Here is a 24512-nt window from a genome sequence, read left to right on the forward strand (position 1 = left end):
GCCGCTTTTACCAACAAGGTATGCGGGCTGCAACCCTGATTCGGTCTATCTCTTAGGCATCTTTGTCACCCCCCCAGCTTCGGGTGACTCTTAAACTAAATCCACTCTCGTCCCAAAACCATACCTGTAATCGTTCTGGTGTTTCTTTTTCTATTTTTAAATATTCCGCTATCTTTATTTTAAACGCTGTTCTTTTTTCAGGATTTCTCTTGGACTCTAGGCTATACTTAGCCCAGATGTAAACATACTTTTTTTGCTTTAATATCCTCCGAACTTGTCCTCCACTTAATTTTATGCCTGTGGATTCTTCTAAGTATTTTGCTAATCTCTGCGCTGTCCATCGTCCAAAATCATATCCTAATTCTTGAGGCTCTTTTTCTATAGTTTCTAATAATATATCTATATATTTATCTGTGGCTTTTTTGTGATTTCCCTTCATCCTCTCATCAATTAGACTTTCTAGATTGTCTGGGTCTCCCTTGACACACCAATAAGATACTTTGTTAACTGAGCAACCCAAAAAATCAGCAATTTTAGATTGTGTCTTACCGTCATTGAGCAATAATAAAATTAGAATTCTTTCTCTAATATTTGCCTTTTCTTCCTCTTTCAAGGCTTTTTGTAGTTTCTCTATTTGTTGTGGATTGAGATGGTTTTTAGCTGGCATTTTTGTAGAGATTGACTAAACTCATTTTTTATTATACCCTATTTAAAGGCACAACAGCTTACCCAGTCCAGTTAATCACTGATCATAAATTGTTTGCCCTCATCCCAGCCATACCTGTCAAGAAGGTGAACAAGGGGCGTTACACAATTTGAGGATGATTATTTGGGGGTGTTCCCCCTGCTGTGAAAATACCCGCCTTCGGGCTACGAGAGCCTATCCCACAAAAAAACAATCAAAATTATCCCGCAATTATGCAACGCCTACAAAGTGGCTAAAACGCTTGAAATCTCTGCTTGGGGCGATCGATAAATCTTCTCCATTTGATAGTGTGTTAACAATACATAACATTTCAAGAATAATGCTCAACTGTTACGAAGCAAACACTTTAACTACGCCTTGACGGGTCGGGTCATCCAACCCTGACCTTGGACGAGTGGAGTCATCACGATATACTTACATATTCATTTTAATATTTTTTTCAATTTTAGTTAATTTGCTCAACACCCAGTGAACCAAAATACCAATATTTTTTAAATTAATTAGTATATAAATTAGCAAAACAATTAAATTTTACCCGTTTTTTTAAAAGAAAAAAGTTAATATTTACCTCGCCCCATGGCTGAATAAAAAATTAATTTTTATCAGAAAAAGTTGGCATTTTCATCAATTCCAAAGACTCTTGCCTCACGCGGCCCGCCATCGCAGCTAACTGCAAGCTCATAAAAGCATTCAAATCTTCTAAATCACACTTGGCTGAGGAAAAAATATTCTGCATTTCATTTTCCGCTTCCAAACTCAGATATCCAGCGGCAATAGCTTGTTTTACAACTTCACGAATCTGCACGATAAGAATGTCCCTTACTAAATTTGAACTAATCAAAAGCCAACTAATTACTAACAGGAAGTTTCGGAAGCTGTCTCGCCAAAGATTTCAAAATTTTTAAGCTCGCGAGACTCTTGTTTCACTCCTCCGGACATAGCTGCTAGTTGCAAAGCCATAAAAGCATTTAAGTCTTCCAAGTCATACTTGGTGGTAGTTAACATCCGCCGCAGTTGATTTTCGGCTTCAAGGGTTAGATAGCCTAGAGCCAGAGCTTGCTGGGCGAGATCGCGAATTAGTACCATAACACTTGGGAATTTTATTGGTTCAAGCCTCAGTATCAACTGTTTTCACAGAATCAGCAGTGACGGCTATTGCTCGATAGGTGTGACATTGTTACGGGCCACTCGTGACAGCCGGAGTCGCAGAGTGTGACTAAGTATTTGCACGGTTGTGACGCCGATCACGCGGGGGATGCCAGAGGAGGAGTCGGATAGTGGGGAGTCGGAGAGTGTCCGGGTGTCTGGGTGAGCGAGTCGGAGAGTGTCCGAGTGGGGGAGTCGGAGAGTGGGAGCATTTTTCTTCTTCCATCGGACTAATGACTAATGACTACTGCCTTCTACCTTCAGAAGACGCTCAACGTCTATAATCAGCAAGTTAAATATTTACGGCAAGACATATGGAACTAGCTCATAAAGATTTGCTACAACAAATAGCCCGACTATCGGAAACTTATGCTAATTTGGCCGATCGCCTGTCAATGGCAGCAAAACAACTGCAAGACTCGGGCCTTCCTCCCTCTGACAGCTTGCTGCAAGAAGTAGCAGCCTACAGCCGCAACTTTGCCGCTATCCAAAAACAAGCTCTCGAAGCAAACAAATCCGCGATCGCACCGGGGGAAATTGCTTCTCTCAAAGACATTCAAAACTTAGTCGAGACTGCCGCAGCTTCTGAAGGTAAAGCAGAAATTCGCGATGCAGCATTGAAAGTGATCGATCGAGTATTGGCGATCGCCCACCGCGAACAAAGCGACTTCGCGCCCTTACAATCAGTTCATGCCAAAGCCCGCGAACTGCAGCGCGCAATTTCCGAATCAACCCCAACCCAACTGCATTCCGACGCAGAATCCTTAGTCAGCGGCAAACACCCAGTTTCAGCAGTGCTGGCCCTGGTGGAACAGCAAGACAAATTAGACGACGAACAGTGGGTCATCCTCGAAGAAACAGTCAGCGCCGCTTTTGGCAAACAAATAGCCGTAGCCATTTCCAGAGGCAAATTAACCATTGCTGAGATGGTAAAAGCAGCACCTGCAAAAGTCGAACCCGCATTTAAACCAGCGCCAGAACAAAAAATCAGCGCCGAACCTTTGCCAGAAGTGATTGTCATCCCGTCAGGAAATGTTGTACCGAAACAAGTTACAGTTGCGCCACAGATCCAGATTTTGGAATCCCCCGCACCTTCTGCCCCAATGCACGAGGTAATTATTGTTCCCAGCGTGGAAGTACCTAAGTCTCTTCCGACCACCGGTTCCGGGAACATTGTTTTTGGGGCACCCCGGAACCTTCAACCACCGGTGGCAGTAGAGGGCGGTTTGGGAATCAAAGTTTTGGTGCACATTCAGGGAATTGGCGATCGAACTTTCGGTGCTCAAGAATACGCGGGTACTAAAGCTCAAGGGCGTCGTGTCGAAGGATTTCAAATTAATATCGATCCCCCAATTCCCGGTTTAAATGTCGAGTACATGGCTCACGTCGAAGGGGTTGGCGATACTCCTTGGATCAGCGAAGGAGAATTGGCAGGTTTTCGGGGTCAAGCGAAACGAATTGAGGGATTTGCGGTGCGGTTGAGCGGGCCGCAAGCTGATAAGTACGACGTATTTTATAGCGCTCACATTCAGAATATTGGCGACACCGACGTGTCCTCCAACGGCGAATATTGCGGCACTCGCGGCAAAGCTTTGAGAATAGAGGGCATCAAAGTTTGGATCGCGCCGTCTGCGAGTTCGCAAACAGTGGCGCCTGTGGGTTTAAAAGTGTTGGCGCACATTCAAGGAATTGGCGATCGAACTTTTAGCGATCGAGAATACGCGGGCACTAAAGCTCAAGGCCGCCGCGTGGAAGGATTTCAAATTAAAATAGAGCCTCCCGTTGCCGGTTTAAATTTGCAGTACATGGCTCACGTTGAAGGAGTTGGCGATACTGCTTGGATCTCTGAAGGGGAGTTGGCCGGTTTCCGGGGCAAAGCCAAGCGCATTGAGGGATTTGCCGCCCGCCTGACAGGGCCGCAAGCTGATAATTATGACGTATTTTATACGGCTCACATTCAGAATGTGGGCGATACTCCTGTTACTGCTAACGGTCAATATTGCGGCACTCGCGGCAAAGGTTTGAGGGTTGAGGGGATGACGGTTTGGGTTGAGCCAAAAGCCTAAAAAGTGAGAATGAATGGAAAATTTGCAGTGGCATTTTCCATTCATTTTGTGTTGTTATATCATGTCCGGCTGGTTGGTTTTTGTATAATGTGCGCTCTCCTAGGGGCGGGTTTTATCAACCATCTACGCCAAAAACTAATCATCCCATAAACCCGCCCCCTCTCTCTAAACGGTAAACGTCAATGTACATTTTTTCCCTTCGCTCAAAGTCAAGGTTGATATAGGTTATTAGTTGTGTGGGGGCGGGTTTATGAGATTGTTTGTGTGCGTCAAAAATTATTCGTAAAACCAGCCCCTACAGCATCAAAAACACTTGCACAACTTACGCTAGCAGACACGATATTAATGGTGTAGCACGTGCAACAAGCCTTCTACCACATGACCGATCGCACTTGGAGCAGATTCGGCGGCGCAGTGGCCGGCGTGGAGTGCGTTTCCGACAGCCTGACTCCCTCCCTCCAGCGCATCGCCACCAAATTGACCGCGATATGTTTCTTTGACCATTTCAGCTTGAATTTTGCTGGTAGTTTCTTCGGGATTCGTTTCCCAATTGCGGATTGTTTGGACAATCTCGAACCCAGCCCAAATTAACATTCCGAGGACGATCGCAGCAATAAAGTATCCCATAGCTTTCTTTAAAGTTTGAGGTTTGCTGTATCTAATCTAGGGTGGCATTTGAAGGCAGACAGGATGAAAACGATTGCCCGATGAGTGCGGATTTCCACCTGCTAGAACCGTCGTTATTTGCTAAATTGAGGACTAAAGTCTTCACTCAAACAATGGCAACATGGCATAACTTACCCTTCCAAAGCCGCCAAAAGACACAGCAATAAAGCCTCCGTCCACTCGACTACGGCACCGTAAGTATCGCCCGTGTGGCCGCCCAAACGGTGGTTAAACCAGGCTCCGGCAAAAATTCCGATCGCACTTCCCCCCAAAGCCATCCCCACCCCCAACAGCCACCGATCGCCCTCCAAGACAACTTGCACCACGCTCAAACTCAGCAGCAACAGCACTCCTGGGATAAAATCAAAAGGAGAATAAATAGATTCTTTGTGAAAAGCTCCCTTACCCTCTGCCCGGAGATAGGGATAGCGGGCGATCGCCACCAGTTGGGCCCACCTTCCCCAACCGGCGACACCCATCAAAGCCAGCCACCGATAGTTATTTAAGTCCGAGAGAGCGGCAGTTTTCAGCAGCACGATCGCGATCGCAGCCATCGCCCCAAAGGCTCCTGTAACGCTGTCCCGCATGACTTCCAGCCGACGCACGGGATCGGGTACAGCCAGCCCGTCCGCCGCGTCCATTGCCCCGTCTAGGTGCAGCCCGCCAGTCACGGCGATGCCCAAGACTACCACCAAGGCCGATCGAGTCAGAGCAGGCATTCCCAACAACTGCAACCCAACATCCGCCAGGCCCACCATCCCCCCAATCAAAAGCCCGATCGCCGGTGCCAAGCGGGCAATGCCCCGAAACTCCAAAGTCCAAGACACCGGTACCGGCAAACAAGTATAAAAAGCGACTGCGGCTGCGATGGCAGCGCCTTGATTCCGGAAAAAGTCGATCGTAGAGCGAACCCATTTATCATGCACCATAAGATAGAAAATTTTTCATCTGGTATGCAGTTGTCAATCGATTAGTGTGTGCCAGAATTGGACTGTAACACCCTAGTTTTTTGGATCGAGCATTCCTCCTGTCGCCCGCTCTTTTCCCCGGAAAACCTCTGTCGGCAGCGATCCCAAAGCTCCCTATCTAAAATGACTAAACTCAAGATCCGCGTTTCCCTTCCCAAGAATTCTAGCTAACTCCCTGATGTTCAAGACGGGAAAATACTACAACAGAGGCTTTTACTACATGAGTCACGATCAATTGAATAACAGGGTAGTTGCTCCTTGCATCATCGATACAGGGATTGTCGTCAACAAACGCGATATCAAAAGATTGCTGTTTGATTTAGGACGTGTCCGCTACCTTCACATACAAGATGGCCAGATTTATAGCGAAGGGGAAGGTTATGTGCTCGAAGTCTTCGCCAACCCCCACCGTTCTACCCTGATTGCCAACCATGCGCTTTATTTGAACGTGTATAGTTTTGATTACCTGGAACTGAAACAGTCCCCTGAAGATGGTGCTTATTTTGACCTGATTCAAGATGGACGGCAGTTGCGGTTAATTCCCCTCTCCAATCCTTTGCAAGAGCAATTCGCCCGGAATTTAAATGCTGCAGCTTTGGATGCGGTTGTCGATCAGGTACTCTCAGGCAACTGGGATCTGCAATTGGACGAAGATGATTCCCCCTTTTAATCGTCAGTCATTAGCCATCGGTGGTGAGTTTTTTGTCGCGATGTCATCAACAATAGATTAAATAACACGGACGGCCGAGTAGCGGTTAACGAGCATCGGGGACTAATGACTGAGGACAAGGCGAAATTTTCTTTTAAATGTCAGGCTAATTGCAGCCATACCCAAGCGCGTGCAGGGGTTTTTGCCACTCCCCACGGTGTTGTGGAAACGCCTAAATTTATGCCAGTGGGGACGCTAGCTAATGTCAAAACTTTGACACCCGCACATCTTGAGGCGGCGGGTTCTCAAATGGTTTTGGCAAATACTTATCACTTGCACCTGCAGCCGGGGGAAGCAATTGTCGCTGGCGCCGGCGGATTGCATAAATTTATGGCTTGGCCAGGCCCGATGCTGACGGATTCGGGTGGCTTTCAGGTGTTTAGCTTGAGCCAAATGCGGACTATTTCTGAGAATGGGGTGACTTTTCGCTCTCCCCGCGATGGCCGCATGATTAATTTGACGCCGGAACGATCGATCGAAATTCAGAATGAGTTGGGCGCTGATGTGATTATGGCCTTTGACGAGTGTCCCCCTTACCCCGCTACGCGGGAGGAGGTGGAGGCTGCCACAAATCGCACTTACCGCTGGCTGCAACGCTGCATTCAAGCTCACTCGCGCCCGGATCAAGCTTTGTTTGGAATCGTCCAGGGGGGCGTTTTTCCCGATTTGCGATCGCGCGCGGCGAACCAGTTGGTAGATTTGGATTTACCAGGCTACGCCATCGGCGGCGTTAGTGTCGGGGAATCGGGGGATTTGATCGCAGAGATTGTGAAGGTGACTGCGCCTCTGTTGCCGGCAAATAAACCGCGTTATTTGATGGGGATTGGGACTTATCGGGAAATGGCGCTGGCGGTGGCTAGTGGCGTAGATATGTTTGACTGCGTGATTCCGACTCGGCTGGCCCGCCACGGGACGGCTTTTGTGGGTGGGGAACGCTGGAGTTTGAAAAATGCTCGGTTCCGGGAAGATTTTGCTCCGCTGGATGAGTCTTGTCCTTGTTATACCTGCCAAAAATTCAGTCGGGCTTATTTGGCTCATTTGGCGCGGGCTAACGAAGTGCTGGGGTATACTTTGCTGGCGCTTCACAATGTGACGGAGTTGATTCGCTTTACGGGGAGGATGCGGGAGGCGATTTTAGCCGATAGATTTACTGAAGAGTTTGCCTACTGGCTTGCACCGAGAGTCGATCAATCATGATTGCCTTGGGTAAAGATATGCGACAATTATGAAAATTCTGTTGGATAGGTAGGTTGATTCATGGAAGCTGCATTACTCTTAGCAAAACTGCCCGAAGCTTATTCGATTTTTGAGCCTTTGGTTAATGTTTTGCCGGTCATTCCCGTATTTTTCTTGCTGCTGGCTTTTGTTTGGCAGGCGGCTGTCGGATTTAGATAAGTTTGATTTCATCAAAAGCAGGGGCAATTCACAAATTGCCCCTGCTTTTAGGTATTAAGTTTTGTTTCGTTCTTCTTTCTGGCTTCAGCTACCGCCGATGGCACTTTTGAAAGCCGGTCTTTCTGTGATCCGCTTGATGTAATCTACAACGGCCGGATAAGCACTGAGGTCTAGTTTTAGCATCATCGGAATGTAAGCCAACATTGACCCGACTGCTGCGTCGGCGACGCCAAATTCATCACCCATTAAAAACGGCTGTTTCTCGAAGATTTCATTTAACGGTTTTAACAACTTGGGAGTTTCGCGATCGCGACTTGCTTCTGTAAATATTCCCGGCCCCAGGGTGGCGTTAGCAAACGTGATCCACTGCACGATTTGAGCTTGCTGCTCCAAAGTGTCTGGCATTTTACCATATTTTTGAGCTAAATACAGCAGAATTGCGCCGGATTCCCAAAGTTTAAAATCTCCGTCAACAATTGCCGGTACTTTGCCGATCGGGTTAATTTCGAGATACTCTGGCTGCAAGTGTGCCCCTGCTTGCATATCCAGCATGACGAATTCGTAGGGAACCGCTATTTCTTCTAGATACCACTTGACAATTGAGGCCCGGCTGCGGGCTCCGCCGTAAAGTTTCAGCACGGAATTTTTATCCTTTAACGCAATATTGCTGTTATAGCATTTTTTGGGAATTGGGAATTGGAGTCACCAGAGACTCTGATGTCACTGTTCCACTAATAACTACTGACTACTGACTAATTACCGATAACTAATGGCACTTCTGTCAAGTGCAGAAACAAGATTCTGCTGCCAATGAAAATCAAAATTGCTCCTCCCAATATCTCAATTTTATTAGCAAACAAGTTGCCGCACTTGTGCCCGATAAACACCCCTGCAAAGGCTAAAAAGAAAGTAATAAATCCGATCGCAGTCACCGCAGGAGCAATAGAATCTTTCAGGACAGCAAATCCGAGCCCAACTGCGAGGGCATCGATACTCGTCGCCACCGACAGCGTTATTAAAGTCCCCGTATCTAAGGGATTGAACTTTTTCTCGCATTCTTCGCTTTGCAGCGATTCGTAAATCATTCTCCCGCCAATGAAACTCAAAAGCCCAAAAGCGATCCAATGATCGATCGGTGTTATCAAAAAACTAAAGCTAAGACCTATCAACCATCCTATTACGGGCATTAAAGCTTGAAAACCTCCGAAAAATAAGGCAATTTTTAAAGCTTTATTGACTTTCATGTGTTTGATTGCTAAACCGCTCGAAACAGCGACAGCAAAAGCATCTGCTGCTAGTCCCAAGGAAAGTAATATGGTAGTGGCTGCATCCATTTTTGTAAAGTGTTAGGTGTTATAAATAAAGTGTTCCTCTTGACTGTTTTAGTTTACACTAAATTTTGATATAATTTCGTTTTTATCATAATCTATTCATTTTTGACTCACATTTATTTCAAAATTGGCGAGGGTTGAAAAAATCAGCGGTTAGCTGTATTCTCTAAAAGATTATTTATCAAGTAGCAGAATTGACTATGCCGCCATCTAGACCCTACCAGCCATTGCTGCTCAGATTACTGCATGGGGTTAACGCTGCGATCGCCCTTTTAGCAATTTTGAGCGCATTTCTGGTTTACAACACCTACGATGGGCGGTTTGGCAAAGTCCCCGTGCCTCAGATTGCAGATATTATCGGGATTCACGGCACTTTTGGCAAGATGTTGCTGTTAGGAATAATGCCGGCTTTTGCATTGTACAGTTTCCACCCAGGTCAAAAACGCTTGGTGCAGCCGGATTCTTTTGGGAAACTAACGCAGTTGGGAAAACCGATTTGGTGGTACAGTTTGCACCGGATTGTGAATACGTTGATGTTGCTGGCACTGACTTGGGCGATCGCTTCTGGCAGTATGGTTAAGGAAGAATGGCTGCCGGCTGGGGAATTGACGCAGGTTTGGTATTATTTACACGCTTCTGGTTGGGTAGTATTGATATTTTGTCTGGCAATGCACTTGTTGATGAGTGCGAAGGTGGGGGGTTTGCCACTAATTTTGTCGATGTTTGATGCCGCCTATCGCCCGGAAGATTCGCCGGCGGCTTGGTGGAAGAAAATTCGCTCTTTGGTCGATCGCTCTTAATGTGAAAATGCTTAAATTGAAAATGAACAGAAATATTTTATTAATTGTTGCCGAAGTCTTGGTAATGGCAGGTTGGTTGTTTGCTGTGGTTGCACCTTTATTATTTCCCTAATCCTATCATAGCAATTTAGGTTAACAAATGATCGTTAGGTTTGTAGTGAGGACTTCAGCCCTCCGTTTGATGAGGACTAAAGTCTTGACTGTGAAGCCACATTAAGCTTTTCGCGGAGCTTGCTGGCAAGATTTGCGACGGGTTTCCCTGGTGGCAAAATGCGATATCAAACGATCGGCAATTTTACCCTAAACTCAGCGCCGCCCCCAGTTTGAGATTTAATTTGAGGTTGAACCGGAGATTCAACTGTCAGCCGGCCGCCGTGCAATTCTACAATAATTTTATAGCACACCGACAGCTCCAACCCTGTAAAATTTTTAAAGGATTTAGTATGGCCAAACTGGTCAAATATTCTGGGTTGAATTTCCGGCGGAATTATACAGCCATTGTGGGCGATAGATACAACAATAAACCTGCCTGTATCATCCTCAAAAATATCGGTTTTGATTGTAATAATTTGAGCAGAGTTTTCAATACTTTTAACTGCATCTATAGCATGGCAGATCAGACTCGCGAATACCTGACTCAGTTGAGCGGGATAACACAAAATTGGCGGCAGGTTGTGGTATTCCTTGACTACTAATATTTTTTGCTCCAGTCTGTGAGCCAGCAACAGCAAAATATTGTCGATGCTCTCATTAACGTTGGCGTGTTCTTTGTTGGCTTCGTCAGGAAGTGAAAATTTCCTCAAAGCCAGGACTATCTGGCGAATGCCATCGGCTCCTATTTTCAAAAAATTGAGGATTTGCGGCAACTCTTGGCTGATAAAATCTAGGTCGCAAGTCTCTATTTTTTTGGCAATTCGTGGCACAGGTTGGGGATATTGTTCTCGATAGAGGCGAATTATATGGAGCAAATCTTTGATATAATCGTTTAGATGAATCAGGCGGCCGTAAATAAAGTTAATCGGGTTATTAATTTCCTGGGCAACTTCGGCGGCTAGTTGACCCACCATTGTAATTTTTTCGCTTTGTACTAAATGCTCTTCGGTGATTCTGAGTTTGGCTAATACTTCTTCCAAAAGTTTGAGTTCTTCTTGAATTTGCCCGTGGAGTTGGGATTGGGAAATTGCGATCGCCAGCGAGTCGGCAATTGCTTCCAAAACTTCCACCTCGTCGGGAGTCGCAAACCGCCGGTTTGCACAGGCGAACAGATATCCCAGCCGATGATTCTGAGTTAGTACAGGTACTGCTGCGTAGTGACTATTTGTGAGTTCGATATAGGCGTGTTCCTCAGACGCTGTGGCATCCGGGGCGGCGGTTTTATGCAGCAGTATCGTTTCGCAGCGGTGAAGCCGTGCAGCTAAATCTCCAGAGGGCCCTCCTGCAACACCAAAGATTCCCAAGCGCCCCGGCAAACCTTCCCGGCAATATTCCCAGCCAAATTCTAAAGTATCTTGTCGGGGGTCGTACCATGCGAAAATTGCTCGATCGAGCTTCAGTAAAGTACCGAGTTCGTCTACTGTAGTTTGGAGGATGCGATCGAGGTGCAAGCAAGCGCGAATGCGGCCTGTCAAGCGGTGGAGAAGGCCTTCTGTGCGACTGCGAATGCAATTTAGGGCAAACAGCTTGAGCGCCACAATTGCTGCGAAAATAGCTGCGGCGACAAGTACGCCGGCGGTTACTGCTAGTATCTTGAAAGGAAAAAGTTCTTTTTCGAGATTGTCGCGGGGAATTACGAGGGCGATCGACCATTCAGCTTGTTCTAATGGAAGATAGGCAACATAAACTTTGGTGTCGTTGATTTTAGTCAGCGAAATGCCCGTTTTTTGATAAACCATCTCCCGGGCTACATTCGCCAAATTAGCATCTGCGGACTCTAAAAGAGTCGGAGCCGGCTTGTCGATATTTCCCATTAACCGAGCGTCGGGATGCACAATCGGCACTCCTTGAGAATTGAGAACAAAAGCGTAAGTTCCGGGGGCATATTCCAGCTTTCTTACTACTTGGGCAATGCGGTCAATGCTAATGACGCCGTTCATTACTCCGATCGGCTTTTGTGCTTTTTTATCAAGAGAATTTGCCGAACTTGACCACACCGGAGCCGAAATGGGAACAATACTTTGTCCTTTGAGCGTGCGAGAAATGGTAGGATCGGAAACATAGACTTCCCCAGCCATTGCCTTTTTAAAGTGTTGGCGATCGCTCACATTAATCAACGCTCGGCCCACTTTTGTGGTGAAATAAGAACCGTCGGGAGCAATTAATGCGAAGTGCTGGAATTCTTGCAGTCGATTTACTTGCGATTTTAAATAAGGCGCTGCCACTGACCAATTCATCGAACGAACGGGAGTAGTATTGGCGAGGATTTCGATCTCAGCCTTTCTAGTGCCGAGCCAGCGATCGATATTGTTGGCGCGCTCCCTAACTTCTAACAAAGCATTTCGCTCGCTTTTGGTGATAATCAAGCGACGAACACTTTGATAGCTGATACAACCAGTAATGCTAGCTGCCAGAATTGTGACCCCCAAAATTAAGAGCGCAGTTTGGTACCCAAGATGGTATTCGCCCTTTAATCCCGCTGGCAATAGTCGAGTTAATTTCCACCACTTTACTCTCGCAAAGCTTCGCATGGTTTGACCAATTTGTGAGATTGAAATCCTTAGCTCACCTACGATCTACTCGCCCGCCGGCCAGTAGTATTAAACTACTAGCATTCAATAATCGCGGGGATTTTTTAATTTTTTCCCCCGAGCGGCTCCTATCGTTTCCGGTTGCACTCCTTATGATATAAAGGACACGGCAGTGCCGTTTCCATACCCAGATTAATTGTAGGGACACGGCACTGCCGTGTCGAAAGCGGTGGGTAATATTAATTCCGAGGCTACCGATTTGATATCACTTTGTTAAACAGGAATAATATCATACCACATTTTTGATTTCTTAAAAAAAATCATCAACTACTTAATTTTTTTTTACAGTCGTTAATAATTGATGTTATTTAGGTGATGTGAGCAGTAGAATTTTTAGGTTGAGATGTTTGGTGTGTGTCTTAATCAATAGTCCAGACTGCTTTTATTTCCTACTCTGAAACCCTAGATATTCCGTTGATAGTTCTATTTCCGAATTGTCTTGAAACCCTTATTATACAGTTACTTGGTAATCAAAAACTGTCCGCAGTATTGCTTAATAACGAAATATTAAAAGTTTTTCGTTCATTATTAATGAGGGAAAAACTTGTTGATTTTTGAATTTCTATCTCAACAATCAAAAGTATTTTCGGTGCAGCCGCTGGCTGAGGCACTGTTAAATTGCCCCAGTTGCGGGATTTGTTTAAAGAACCTTGTGAGTGTGTTCGTGCTGTTTCACATTGTCTTCCGTGCGAATGACGCGCTCGGAGTTGAGCACTCTTTTGCGTTCTAAGGAATAAGTAAAGTCGTTGCGAACTGTTCCCAAGGGAATGTGAAGTTGAGCTTGGGGGCGGATTTTGTAAGTGCGGGCAGCAGCGATCGCCCGAAAGCCAAATTCTTCGCTAAACTGAGCTGATGTCGGGAATTCTGGCAACATTTTGGGTGTTTCGCCGTCGAGCACTGCTCCCAAAGTCGTCCCGCAAATCATTAAATAAGATGTGGGAATTCCCTTCAAAATTGCTTCCAAAGCTGCTGAGGGAATAGCTTCGATTACTTGCACTTCAAAAACTTCGCCTTCTTCTTTAATGAAGCAGGTAGCTACACCGACTGCTATGTAGTCGTCGGTGCAGAGATCAGGAGCGTTGGGATAAACTGTTGCAGTCGTCATAAGAAAAGCTTGGTAGTGTGGAAACCGGGAACGAGAAATTAAGCGATTTTAGATTTGAGATTTTAGATTTTCTCCAGCGTTTTTTTTGGGGATTTTACCTAAAAAATCTCAAACCGGCTGTTCTAATAGCTAAAATTTTTGGCTTAAGCTCCAAAGAGCCGATCGCACGAGTGTGTCGATCGTACCACATCAAGGTAGATGCCGGATGATTCGGCAAGAATTCCCCGCCGCCACGACGTTTGCGGGAATATCTTTGACCACAACACTGCCTGCGCCGATCGTGCTATTGTCGCCAATAGTGACTCCTGGACAAATAATACTGCCGCCGCCAATCCAAACATTATTGCCAATATTAATTTCAGCGGCGAGTTCTTGGCCAGAAAGCCTTATTTCCGGGTCTGTGGGGTGAAGAGCGGTGTAAATTTGTACGTTGGGCCCACACAGTAAATTTTCGCCAATGTTAACTCGATTGCAGTCGAGAATCACGCAACCAAAATTCATATACAATCCGTTTCCCGCATAAATATTACTGCCGTAGTCGCAGTAGAAAGGTGGCTCGATTTCAACTTTTGGGCCAACTGCACCGAACCATTCTGCGAGAATTTCTAACCGTTTGTCTGGTTCATCTTCGCGGGTAGAATTGTAGGTTCTGGCGAGGCGGCGGGCTCGCTGGCGCTCTAAAATTAATTGCTCATCAGCAGCTAAATACAATTCGCCGGCGAGCATTTTTTCTTTTTCGGTTTTTTCCACAGTTTTTTCCAAGGTAAGAATCGGCGGTTGAAACCGCTACTTCACCAACGAACTTCCTCTCTAAGAGACTGAAGAATTATGTAGGGTGCGTAAGGGCGCACCTTACCGCTATAATTAGCGCGTCAGATCATTTTTTGATGTGGCAGCATACATTTATGGTTCAGGTTTTGACTGCAAACAAACAGCTAAATCCAGATTGGCTAATTGCTCAAAAGCTCGATCGATCGATCCTTTTCCCCGCAAAAAACCAGTATTTGCACCGGGACAAATATACTGTAAAGTTTCCGGTGAAAATCGATCGATAATTGACTTCACGCTGTTAATTTGCCTGGGCCAGTGAAAAGTTTTTGGCGTCCACAGCGGTACTGGGGCGGCTTCTCGGTTGGGGAGCAAGTGCCTACCCGAAAACAGCACTCCACCGCTGCCACTATGATAAAGGCAAGAGGAACCAGGAGAATGACCAGGAGTCCAAAATGCTTTCATTCCATCGCTCACAACAAATTCTCGCTCAAAAACCGTCACCTTCAAACCCGGCAGTAAATAAGCTTCCTGCTCTTGAATCAGGATCTCGCACCCCGTGGCTTGCTGAATCTCCCGCGCCCTGGCGATAGCGCCACGGTGGGTCAAAAACAGCAGTCGCACGCCGCCGTGTTCCCGCAAAAATGTTTGGTTAATCTCATCCCAAGCGGGACAATCCACCAGGATGTTAGTTTGGTTTTCTACAATGAAATAGGCTGTTGCACCCAGGGTATCCCGGTTAGGCGGGAAAGCAAGGATATTGTCGAGCACGGGCCTGGGTTGTTTGGAGACTGAACTCTGTTGTTTCAAGGAAGTATTTCAGAAGGGAATGGGATAAATATTATGTTCTTTTTACTATGGTTGTTCGTATTGGGGCTGATATCGTACTACTTGTTGCAGAACGGCACTAGCCGCATCACCCGAACTCCGGTATGGCTGCTGTGGCTGGTAATGATGGCGCCCGCCCTGATTTGGAGTGGTTGGATTTTAGTTTACGGCACGAGCAAAACTGTACCGCCGGAGTTGGTAATTATACCTTTTCTGGTTTGCCCTTTTTTGTATTGGTTTTTGGTACAGTTGGGGCGCAAGAGAATTACCGCCGAAACTGTTGAGCAGGTAGCAGACTCTGCGACTGAACCTGTAAAGCCAAAACCGCCCGTGCGCCCGATCAATCAAGAAGAAGAAGCGAGTTTGCGCGATTGTTTTCCTTGGTCAATTTACTTTTTGCGAGATTTGGAATTTCGGCCGCAGGCTGTAATTTGTCGCGGACAGTTGCGGACGAACCCCGAGGCTGCTTATCAGGCGATTCGGGAGAATGTGGAGAGGCTTTTTGGCGATCGCTTTTTAGTAGTATTTCAAAACAGCTTGAGCGGTCAACCTTTTTTTGCTATAGTTCCCAATCCCAGCCACCAATCAGGGGAAACTCCTGTCAAAACCGAATCTGTAACCCGGCCATTTTTCGCATTAGCTTTGCTGCTGATCACGGTGTTTACGACTACGCTTGTGGGGGCGCGACTTGCCGGAGTTACTGAACAAGCTTTGCAGTCCAACCCATCAATGTTGCTGCAGGGTTTGTCTTACTCGCTGGCTCTAATTACATTTTTGGGAATTCACGAATTAGGTCACTATTTAGCTGCCAGATTTTACCAAATTCGCACGACTTTGCCTTATTTTATTCCGATTCCTTTTTTCTTGGGAACTTTTGGGGCCTTCATTCAAATACGGAGTCCAATTCCCAACCGCCGAGCTTTATTTGATGTTAGTATTGCCGGGCCCCTGGCGGGTTTAGTTGCGGCAGTGCCATTATTAATTTGGGGTTTGGATCATTCGACTCTTGTACCGCTGTCAGACAAGTCTGGAATGTTAAATTTTGAGTCTTTCAAACCGAATTTTTCGCTGCTGATGACTCTCTTGAGCAAGTTAACCTTGGGCGGTGCTTTGAATGCGGAAACTGCGATCAATTTGCATCCCGTAGCGGTGGCGGGTTATTTAGGTTTGATCGTGACGGCGTTTAATTTGATGCCAGTGGGACAACTCGACGGCGGGCACATCGTACACGCGATGTTCGGCCAGCGAGCGAGTATGGCGATCGGGCAATTTGCTAGACTTTGTATGTTGCTGCTTTCTTTTTTGGAACAGGGTTTGCTGCTGTGGGCGATTATTTTGTTTTTCACGCCACTAAACGACGAACCTGCGCTGAATGATGTTAGCGAATTGGACGACCGGCGGGATTTTTTGGGGCTAATGGCGATCGGGCTTTTGTTAATGATTTTGTTGCCGGCCCCCAGGGTACTCCTGGAATGGTTAAATGTTTAGTCTCAAGAAGGGGGAGGGGAAGGGGAAAGAGGAATAAGGAAAAGGTTTATAAATCCTAGAGACTTTAGCATTTATCAACCCGCTCTTTCTAGAGGTGAGCATGACTCAGCGGCAAAATAGATATTGTTAAAAAATCATCATCAATATTGACAGTGAAACCATAGATGTGTTATTGTTTTTCCTGATTAGGGATAAATTTATCCACTCCAAGTGCTGCCATAAGTGCGATCGGCTAGATTTGCTAGCTAGTAGCTAGGTAAATTGGGAAGTAGATTCAGGGGAATTGGCATTTCAAATTTAATTAAACAGGACTTACGCAAAGCCTCTACATATAGCTTTTTGTAGGGGCAATCCCTCCGTGGTTGCCTCTATCCATAGGACTGTTGCGTCCAGAACTATTGAATTTACCCTAGTCCCCTCGTCTTTGGTATAATGTGCGGGATCATTTAATAAAATTAAAATCGAGCTATGAATATTTTTGTACTTTCTTCACGGGCTTTAGTCTCAAATGTATCCTGGGATCCTGTTTTTGAATTAGAAAATATTGTTGTACGAACCTGTAACGCACAACTTTTGGTACCATCTGCCCGCGAGGTAGTCCAGTGGTCATCCACACTTTATCCGCTAGCTGCTCGAATAGTCCTTAAAGCCGTTAAGTCTACTACAGGTTTATATAATTTACCACTTTTACCTCAATTGTCGGACAAACCAAATGTTTTACTGATGATTGGTCTATCAGGAGGCGATCTGGAACTACTCTCAAGTATACCTAAGTGGAGGGAGCGTTTTGATGTTGTCGTCGCTTATATTTTCGATTCTTGGGCACCGGAAATTTATTCAAAAAATGTCTATCATTTAGATCATTTATTCGTTGCACTTCCAGAAATTATAGATGAACTGAAAAAACGTTTTGGTATACCAGTATCGCTGATCCCTTTTGCTGCTGATGTTCTCGCTCAGGGTTCGTGTCAACTCAAGCGTTCAATAGATTTAACAAGCTTCGGGCGGATACCTTCACACTATGACACTGTGTTTCTAAATAAATTCAATCAACCTGGTTCCGAACAAATTTACTATAAATCTACGCCCAGAACAGCAGAGGAATTTCCGAAATTGCCTTACGAAATGCGTAGAGACGAGCCAGATACTCTGCTGCTATTTCACATTCTCAGACATAGCAAACTCACCTTGGCATTTGACACGCTCTATCCTGGTATGCGTCGGTTTCCTTACTCGTTTATTACACTGCGTTGGTTTTATGGTGCTGCGACTGGCGGTGCGATAGTTGGGAAGCGTCCAACTACACATCTAATGGATGAGTTGATGAATTGGGAAGATGCTACTATTGAGTTGCCCGATGACCCGCACAAAAGTGTTGAATTCATTAATGAACTTTTACAGGACGAGGGGAGGCTTAATTCTATATACAAACGCAACTATGTTGAAAGTTTAGCCCGTCACGATTGGAGACATCGGATTCAAAGTATGCTGGAAGCTGTGAAAATTCCTCTACCGCAGGGACTGCGGCAAGAACTGTCACAGATGAAGATGATTCATGAAAAAATGGTCAGCCGATTTTAGATTTGGGATTTGGGATTTGGGATGGGATAATTACTCCTGTCCTGAGTCTGCGAAGGAATGAATCTGGGGGGCCCGGGACTAAATTGCTTGATTGCCATGCCCGATCTGATTGTAGAGAAATAAAAGTCATAGATTTGAAGGGGATTCCGATCGACTTTGCCGTCGATTTATTTACCGCCCTAATTGGCAATACTTTGTTCGCGCTTGAAAGCGGAACGGAGTAGAGACGACTTAGTTTTTTCTATTCAGGACTTACGCACCACCACTAGATATAGCGTACCGGGTTGAGAAATACCCATTGGATAGAGCGATAATATAAAATTAACTATCTTGAGTTTTACATGAGAAATTTCAATTCTAAGAGAGGTAGAGTCAATAGATTTTTTAGAGAAATTATTTTATAGTGGAGGCATAAAAAAGGGGTAAGCTGTATGGGATTTACCAAGCTAGACTATTGCCAATATTTACGCTCGCAGTCAGGTTAATTATACAATTACCAATCTAGCTGACTACTTAAAAAAGTGCAGCCATTATACGATAAATCGTTATTTAAGGAGGGAAAAATTAACTCCTCACCTAATCTGGGAAAATGTAAAAAACCTTTGTCTTGATATCTGAAAAAGCTGCCGTAATTTTTGATGATACAGTTTTAGATAAAAGTTATTCTAAAGAAATCGAAATTTCTCGTCGCCAATATAGTGGTAATGAACATCGAGTTATCGAGGGCATTGGGCTAGTTAACTGTGTATATGTTAATCGAGAAACTCAGGAGTTTTGGATAATTGATTACCGGATTTACGCTCCAGAATCGGATGGAAAGTCTAAGCTGGATCGTGTTAAGGATCTGCTGAATAATTTAAAATATCATAAATAAATTCCCTTTAGCACGGTCTTAATGGATGCTTGGTATGCCACCTCAGATTTAATGAAATTCATAGACGAACTAGGAAAAATCTACTATTGTCCGCTTAAAAAAAATCGGCTGGTAGATGATACTGATGGAGTCAACCCTTATCAAAGGATAGAAAATCTAAGTTGGAGTAAAGAAGAATAAAAAAGCGGGAAATTAATCAAAATTAAAAAATCTCCTCAAAATAAAAAAGTGAAATTATTCCGGGTAGAGGTTTCTACCGACCGCACGGACTTTATTGCCACAAACGATAAAGCTCAAGATTCTACTGAGGTTGTACAAAAAGAGTGTGGCCTGAGATGGAAGGTTGAGGAGTTTCATCGAGAAATTAAATAGTTAACGGGAATTGACAAGTGTCAATGTCGAAAAGCTCGCATTCAAAGAAATCATATTAGCTGTGCTATTTTTGTCTGGGTAAGGTTGAAGCATTTAGCGCGGCAAACTCACCAGACTGTTTATTAAATTAAGTACAACTTACTCGGTAACTATTTAACCGAAGAACTTCGCAATCCTTCGATTGCTATGACTTTAGTTTAAGTGGCTTTCAAGACAGCCTATCGTATTTTTAGTCAGTTAGGGTCCAGATTGTTTTGGATTATAGCAGGCGGGGCAATCACCCTTTAGCGGCTTGTAGTTTAGGAGCCTCATAAACGCTATATATGGTGTTTATGCGTAAGTCATTAGCATAATTAAAATTTTCAAATAAGCTATTTTTGGGGAGTTGAGAATCCACAAAATGGACTGCTTATAGGGCGTAATACAGACAAGAGAAGTTGCGAGTTATTGGTTGTTCGCTAAATTCATCTATTTCGGCGCAGAAATAGCTGAATAAAAGGTCAGAATTTAGGATTTTAGAATACTTTAAGTTTGGGAAAAAATCAATTATGAATGCTTTTTTCATCATGAATTTATCATTTCACTAATAAATTATAAACTGTCATGAGTGGCGAAATAAATTAAGGTTAATAGCAAAAATCACAACTATGTGCGCCGGCTTTTGGTAGGAAAGTTAATTAATGGTAACAATACTTTGGTACGATATAGTCTGGCAGCTAAAGTCCAACATCTTAAATCTAAAATCCCGAATCGACATGAGCCAGCATTCAGACCGCATTGCCCCTCACGGCGGCATCCTGGTCAACCGCATTGCCACACTAGACCAAAGACAAGAATTTTTCGACAAAGCAGAGTCCCTGCCGCGAGTCCAGCTTTCAGATCGATCGATCTCTGACCTGCAAATGATCGGCATCGGCGCCCTGAGTCCCCTCAAAGGGTTCATGAACGAAGCTGATTATCGATCGGTCGTTAAACAAATGCGCCTCTCCAACGGCCTTCCGTGGTCGGTTCCCATCACCCTCTCGGTCTCCCAAGCAGTCGCCGACTCCCTCAAAGAAGGCACTTTAGTGCGCCTCGACTCGCCGGCGGGCAAATTTGTCGGGCTCTTGGAACTTACAGAAAAATATCACTACAGTAAAGAAGAAGAAGCCCTCAACGTCTACCGCACCGACGACCTCAAACACCCGGGCGTCCAAGTAGTAGACAAAGCCGGGCCCGTTAACCTCGCAGGCGACATTTGGCTGCTGGAACGCGAACTAGATGTCCGCTTTCCCCAATACCAAATTGACCCGGCGAAATCGAGAATACTGTTCACAGAAAAAGGATGGAAAACCATAGTCGGTTTCCAAACCCGAAACCCCATCCACCGGGCACACGAATACATTCAAAAATGCGCCTTAGAAACAGTAGACGGCTTGTTCCTGCACCCGCTAGTCGGGACGACTAAGGATGACGACATCGCCGCTGACGTGCGGATGCGCTGCTACGAAATTCTGCTAGAAAAATATTATCCAAAAGATCGCGTAATTTTGGCAATTAATCCGGCGGCGATGCGCTACGCCGGGCCGCGAGAAGCAATTTTTCATGCTTTAATCCGCAAAAACTACGGCTGCACTCACTTTATCGTGGGGCGCGATCACGCGGGAGTTGGCGATTATTACGGCACTTACGATGCCCAACATATTTTTGATGAATTTGAGCCGGGAGAATTGGGAATTGTGCCGATGAAATTCGAGCACGCTTTCTATTGCACGCTGACGGAACAAATGGCTACAACTAAAACAAGTCCCAGCACTCCCGAACAACGGGTGCATTTGTCTGGAACCAAAGTTCGGGAAATGCTGCGCGCTGGAAAATTGCCGCCGCCGCAGTTTTCCCGGCCGGAAGTCGCCGCAGAATTAGCCAAGGCAATGAATATTTTCAATTACGAGATTTAAATCTTGAACTTTGGTGGGGGCGACATTCTGCATAGTTTTTAATTTTGAGTTTTGAGTTTTAAATGGGAAATTTTTAACTTAAAGCTCAAAAGTTAAAACTTAAAAACTCCCTTAATACTAAACACTCAAAATCTAATTAATTCCCCTAAAATTATTGAGGGGAATTTAACTTAAAATTCAAAACTTAAAATTCAAAGCTATTTAAAAATGGGACTCAAGCGGCGGGAATTTTTGCAGCAAGCTGGCCGGGTGCTGGCCGCCATCGGAATCAGCGAGGCCCTGTGGCTGCCGTTGGGCGATCGCTACCTCCAAGCCTTAGCGCAGCCGACAGCCAGGAAATTGGCTTTGTTGGTTGGCGTTGACAAATATCCAGATTCGCCCCTGCACGGCTGCGTCACGGATGTGGAATTGCAGCGGGAACTCCTGATATATCGGTTTGGGTTTGTGCCGTCGGACATTTTGACTTTGACTGACGCTAAAGCTACGAGGGAGAATATCGAGACGGCTTTTGTCACTCACTTGACTCAACAAGCAAAACCCGGTGACGTGGTAGTTTTTCACTTTAGCGGCTGCGGTAGCCGAGTCAGTTTGGGCGAGTCTCCCGGAAAAATGCAAAACAGTTTGGTGCCGGCGGATGATGTTTTGCCGTTGTTAGCAAACCGGGCGGTGAACGATATTTTAGAGGAAACGCTGTTGCTGTTGATGCGATCGCTCGCGACAGAAAATGCGCTCGCCATCCTCGACACCAGCTACACCTATCCGGGTTTCCCCAAAAACGGCAACTTTCGCATTCGCTCCCGCCCCCGCCCCACCATCGGCGAGCCTAGCCTCGCAGAATTAACGTTTGCCCAAGACCTCGGCTCCCGCCCAAATCTCCGTCCGGACGCCGCCTTACTTGCCGCGGGCGCGAATTCCGCACTCGCCGCCGAACAAGAGTGGAACGGATTTACCGCAGGTTTGTTTACCTACGCCCTCACCCAAACTTTGTGGTGGGCAACTCCCGCTAGCAGTTTCAGTGTCAGTTTCAGCCGCGCGGCGGGTAATGTCGAGCAAATGGCGGGGTTATCGCAGCAACCGCAAATTCTCAATCACGATTTAACAGCCGCGCCGGCGGTGAATTTTTCAAATTTAATCTTGAATTCCCCTGCATCTGACGGCGCTGTGACGGCGGTGGAAGAGGGGGGCAAAACTGTGCAGTTGTGGCTGGGCGGGTTGTCGCCGGGGGTTTTGGAGTGCTCAGGGGGTTCTGTGTTTGCAGTGGATTCTTCGGAGGGCGCGAGGCTTTTGCTGCGGGGACGCACGGGCCTCTCTGCTAAAGCCCAAGTTGTAGACGGGTTCGATCGAACAGACGGCCAATTAACAGTCGGCGAACTCGTGAAGGAAGAAATTCGGGTATTGCCGCGAAACATCGGTTTGACAGTAGCTTTGGACTCGGGTTTGGAACGCATCGAGCGGGTGGACGCTACCAGCGCCTTTGCGACTGTGCCGCAAGTTTCGGCAGTAGGCAGCGAGCAATTGGCTGACTGTCGGTTCGGCAGAGTCCCGGAAACGACTTTAGCCGAAACAGTCTCTGCTCACGAGCCTGCTTTGCCTCAAAGCCGTTACGGTTTGTTTTCTTTGGCTCAAATGCTGATTCCCGATACTCAGGGCGACGGGGGAGAAGCAGTCAAGGTGGCGGTGCAGCGCTTGACTCCGCAGTTGAAAGCGCTGCAGGCGGGGAAGTTGCTGCGGCTGACAGCCAACGAGGGTTCTTCGCGCCTGAAGGTGCGGGCGGAATTGGCAACTCTCGCACCACAAGCGCGGGCTGTGGCGCAGCGAGAGCCTGTGCGGGCCGGCGGTGATTATCGGCTGGAACCGCTGAGCGGGGAAAGTGAGAAATCCGCAAGCGCTCATATACTAAGTTTGCCCGAAGGCAGCCGAGTTCGGTACAGATTGTATAACGACAGCGATCGCCCGGTTTACTTTGCGGTATTTGGCTCGGACAGCGCGGGACGGCTGTCAGTGCTCGGCACTGAGGGCAAAGAATCTGTGGGGGGAATGTCGCGGGCGATCGCTCCTGGGGAGAATTTGACCGTGCCGGCGGCTGGGGCGATCGGGTGGGCGGTATCTGGACCGATCGGACTTGCAGAAATTATGATTATATTTAGTGAGAGTCCCTTGGCTCAAACTCTGGCTGCAATAGAAGCCGAAACGCAGCAAACGAGGGATGCCCTGCCAATTCGAGTGTTGTTGAATCCTTTAAATGTGGCGCGGGCGGTACTCGAAGATTTGCACGCCGCTAGCATTCCAGGGGTGCAGAAAGTGGGGATATCGACGGATGATTTGGCTTTGGATGTGAATGTTTGGGCAACGCTGGGTTTTGTTTATCGGGTAGTTTAATTGAAAAATGGGGACTTGGGAATGTTTTCTATAACCTCTAATCCGAATCTATCCGAGTACGAAATCGATATTCACTTCCAAATCAGGAAAGGCGAGCGACGCAACTTGTTGACCCCGCCAAAATTTTTGGATTAAACTGTAACCATTAGGAGTCGGCTGGCGGTAAACTTCTAAACATTGTGCCTCTATATCTACTAGCCAGACTTCAGGAATGAGCGATTGAGCGTAAATAAGAACTTTCACATCTCGATCGTAATCAACCGTGCTATCGGATACTTCTACCAACAGCAAAACTTCTGACGCTACTGGATGTGCTGTTGAATAGTAATCAGCCCGGGGTTTCAGCAATACTACATCAGGTTGAGGTTCGGTGCGCTCGTTCAACTGGATGGGGTTTTGCACATCCAGAAAAGCCCGGTTACTGGGAATTTCGCTGAAAAGTCCGATGAATCGTCTCACACAGGAAGCATGACGAGTTCCAATTGCTGCGATTTGGATAAGTTCTCCTTCTATCAGTTCTACCCGATCGCCCTCGGAAAGAATACCAGCTTTGCCCATTAAATGATATTCTTCTACGGTCAACAACCTTTTGAGTAATTGCACTGCCATAACCCACCGCGCTGCTAATTATTTTTTAAATTGTAGTCGA

Annotated in this window: 20 protein-coding genes and 2 pseudogenes; 10 read left to right on the forward strand and 12 right to left on the reverse strand. The window is 46.1% G+C overall.

Annotation, left to right across the window (positions count from 1 at the left end):
- Nucleotides 1-79: 79 nt before the first annotated feature.
- From QUA77_RS21975 to QUA77_RS21985, 3 genes and pseudogenes are all read right to left on the reverse strand, one after another.
- A pseudogene (locus QUA77_RS21975) lies at nt 80-667 on the reverse strand (IS630 family transposase); the annotation flags it as partial.
- A 631-nt stretch (nt 668-1298) separates the two neighbouring features.
- Complete coding sequence (locus QUA77_RS21980; RefSeq protein WP_333452518.1) at nt 1299-1514, reverse strand: hypothetical protein; 216 nt, start codon at nt 1512-1514, stop codon at nt 1299-1301.
- Nucleotides 1515-1561: 47 nt separating this feature from the next.
- Entirely contained in the window at nt 1562-1792 is a 231-nt protein-coding gene (locus QUA77_RS21985) for a hypothetical protein (RefSeq protein ID WP_333036223.1), read from the reverse strand.
- 374 nt (nt 1793-2166) lie between these two features.
- On the opposite strand from QUA77_RS21985, the gene QUA77_RS21990 reads away from it, so the two are divergent.
- A complete protein-coding gene (locus tag QUA77_RS21990) occupies nt 2167-3918 on the forward strand; it encodes a hypothetical protein (RefSeq protein WP_333452490.1) in 1752 nt (583 codons plus the stop codon).
- Between the two features lie 342 nt (nt 3919-4260).
- Here the strand turns inward: QUA77_RS21990 and QUA77_RS21995 are convergent, their stop codons facing one another.
- Complete coding sequence (locus tag QUA77_RS21995) at nt 4261-4545, reverse strand: hypothetical protein (protein ID WP_333036226.1); 285 nt, start codon at nt 4543-4545, stop codon at nt 4261-4263.
- 170 nt (nt 4546-4715) lie between these two features.
- Entirely contained in the window at nt 4716-5513 is a 798-nt protein-coding gene (gene cobS / locus QUA77_RS22000; protein ID WP_333036231.1) for an adenosylcobinamide-GDP ribazoletransferase, read from the reverse strand.
- A gap of 259 nt (nt 5514-5772) precedes the next feature.
- Here cobS and QUA77_RS22005 point away from each other — a divergent pair, with 259 nt between their 5' ends.
- From QUA77_RS22005 to QUA77_RS22015, 3 genes are all read left to right on the forward strand, one after another.
- Nucleotides 5773-6222 carry a hypothetical protein gene (locus QUA77_RS22005; protein ID WP_333036232.1) on the forward strand — a complete coding sequence of 150 codons (450 nt, stop codon included), beginning with the start codon at nt 5773-5775 and terminating at the stop codon, nt 6220-6222.
- 105 nt (nt 6223-6327) lie between these two features.
- Nucleotides 6328-7458 carry a tRNA guanosine(34) transglycosylase Tgt gene (gene tgt, locus QUA77_RS22010; RefSeq protein ID WP_333036234.1) on the forward strand — a complete coding sequence of 377 codons (1131 nt, stop codon included), beginning with the start codon at nt 6328-6330 and terminating at the stop codon, nt 7456-7458.
- Nucleotides 7459-7518: 60 nt separating this feature from the next.
- On the forward strand, nt 7519-7656 hold the full coding sequence (locus tag QUA77_RS22015; RefSeq protein WP_006634808.1) for a photosystem II reaction center protein K: 138 nt from the start codon (nt 7519-7521) through the stop codon (nt 7654-7656).
- An 84-nt stretch (nt 7657-7740) separates the two neighbouring features.
- Here the strand turns inward: QUA77_RS22015 and QUA77_RS22020 are convergent, their stop codons facing one another.
- Both QUA77_RS22020 and QUA77_RS22025 read right to left on the reverse strand, forming a co-directional pair.
- Entirely contained in the window at nt 7741-8295 is a 555-nt protein-coding gene (locus QUA77_RS22020; protein WP_333452493.1) for a glutathione S-transferase family protein, read from the reverse strand.
- Between the two features lie 113 nt (nt 8296-8408).
- Nucleotides 8409-8990: a manganese efflux pump MntP family protein gene (locus QUA77_RS22025; protein WP_333134725.1), complete on the reverse strand. Its 582-nt coding sequence runs from the start codon at nt 8988-8990 to the stop codon at nt 8409-8411.
- Nucleotides 8991-9187: 197 nt separating this feature from the next.
- On the opposite strand from QUA77_RS22025, the gene QUA77_RS22030 reads away from it, so the two are divergent.
- Complete coding sequence (locus tag QUA77_RS22030; RefSeq protein ID WP_333452495.1) at nt 9188-9787, forward strand: cytochrome b/b6 domain-containing protein; 600 nt, start codon at nt 9188-9190, stop codon at nt 9785-9787.
- A gap of 278 nt (nt 9788-10065) precedes the next feature.
- Here QUA77_RS22030 and QUA77_RS22035 read toward each other — a convergent pair whose 3' ends face one another.
- The 4 genes from QUA77_RS22035 to QUA77_RS22050 all read right to left on the reverse strand — a co-directional run bounded on the left by QUA77_RS22035 (nt 10066) and on the right by QUA77_RS22050 (nt 15214).
- Nucleotides 10066-12471 (reverse strand): cache domain-containing protein, encoded by a 2406-nt coding sequence (locus QUA77_RS22035; RefSeq protein WP_333452497.1) that lies wholly within the window; start codon nt 12469-12471, stop codon nt 10066-10068.
- 700 nt (nt 12472-13171) lie between these two features.
- Nucleotides 13172-13636: a hypothetical protein gene (locus tag QUA77_RS22040; RefSeq protein WP_333036242.1), complete on the reverse strand. Its 465-nt coding sequence runs from the start codon at nt 13634-13636 to the stop codon at nt 13172-13174.
- 189 nt (nt 13637-13825) lie between these two features.
- Nucleotides 13826-14386 (reverse strand): sugar O-acetyltransferase, encoded by a 561-nt coding sequence (locus QUA77_RS22045; protein ID WP_333036243.1) that lies wholly within the window; start codon nt 14384-14386, stop codon nt 13826-13828.
- A 153-nt stretch (nt 14387-14539) separates the two neighbouring features.
- Nucleotides 14540-15214 (reverse strand): MBL fold metallo-hydrolase, encoded by a 675-nt coding sequence (locus QUA77_RS22050; protein WP_333036245.1) that lies wholly within the window; start codon nt 15212-15214, stop codon nt 14540-14542.
- Between the two features lie 33 nt (nt 15215-15247).
- Between QUA77_RS22050 and QUA77_RS22055 the strand changes: the two genes are divergently transcribed.
- The 5 genes and pseudogenes from QUA77_RS22055 to QUA77_RS22075 all read left to right on the forward strand — a co-directional run bounded on the left by QUA77_RS22055 (nt 15248) and on the right by QUA77_RS22075 (nt 23863).
- Nucleotides 15248-16720 (forward strand): site-2 protease family protein, encoded by a 1473-nt coding sequence (locus QUA77_RS22055; RefSeq protein ID WP_333036247.1) that lies wholly within the window; start codon nt 15248-15250, stop codon nt 16718-16720.
- Between the two features lie 468 nt (nt 16721-17188).
- Nucleotides 17189-18301, forward strand: a complete 1113-nt coding sequence (locus QUA77_RS22060; RefSeq protein ID WP_333036248.1) for a glycosyltransferase — start codon at nt 17189-17191, stop codon at nt 18299-18301.
- 431 nt (nt 18302-18732) lie between these two features.
- Nucleotides 18733-19748, forward strand: a pseudogene (locus QUA77_RS22065) (IS701 family transposase).
- Between the two features lie 554 nt (nt 19749-20302).
- Entirely contained in the window at nt 20303-21484 is a 1182-nt protein-coding gene (sat, locus tag QUA77_RS22070) for a sulfate adenylyltransferase (RefSeq protein ID WP_333452520.1), read from the forward strand.
- 207 nt (nt 21485-21691) lie between these two features.
- Nucleotides 21692-23863 (forward strand): caspase family protein, encoded by a 2172-nt coding sequence (locus tag QUA77_RS22075; protein WP_333452500.1) that lies wholly within the window; start codon nt 21692-21694, stop codon nt 23861-23863.
- A 48-nt stretch (nt 23864-23911) separates the two neighbouring features.
- Here QUA77_RS22075 and QUA77_RS22080 read toward each other — a convergent pair whose 3' ends face one another.
- Nucleotides 23912-24472 (reverse strand): Uma2 family endonuclease, encoded by a 561-nt coding sequence (locus tag QUA77_RS22080; protein WP_333452502.1) that lies wholly within the window; start codon nt 24470-24472, stop codon nt 23912-23914.
- Between the last annotated feature and the right edge of the window lie 40 nt (nt 24473-24512).

The sequence above is a fragment of the Microcoleus sp. K5-D4 genome (assembly GCF_036704575.1).
In the GTDB taxonomy this organism is placed as follows: Bacteria; Cyanobacteriota; Cyanobacteriia; order Cyanobacteriales; family Microcoleaceae; genus Microcoleus.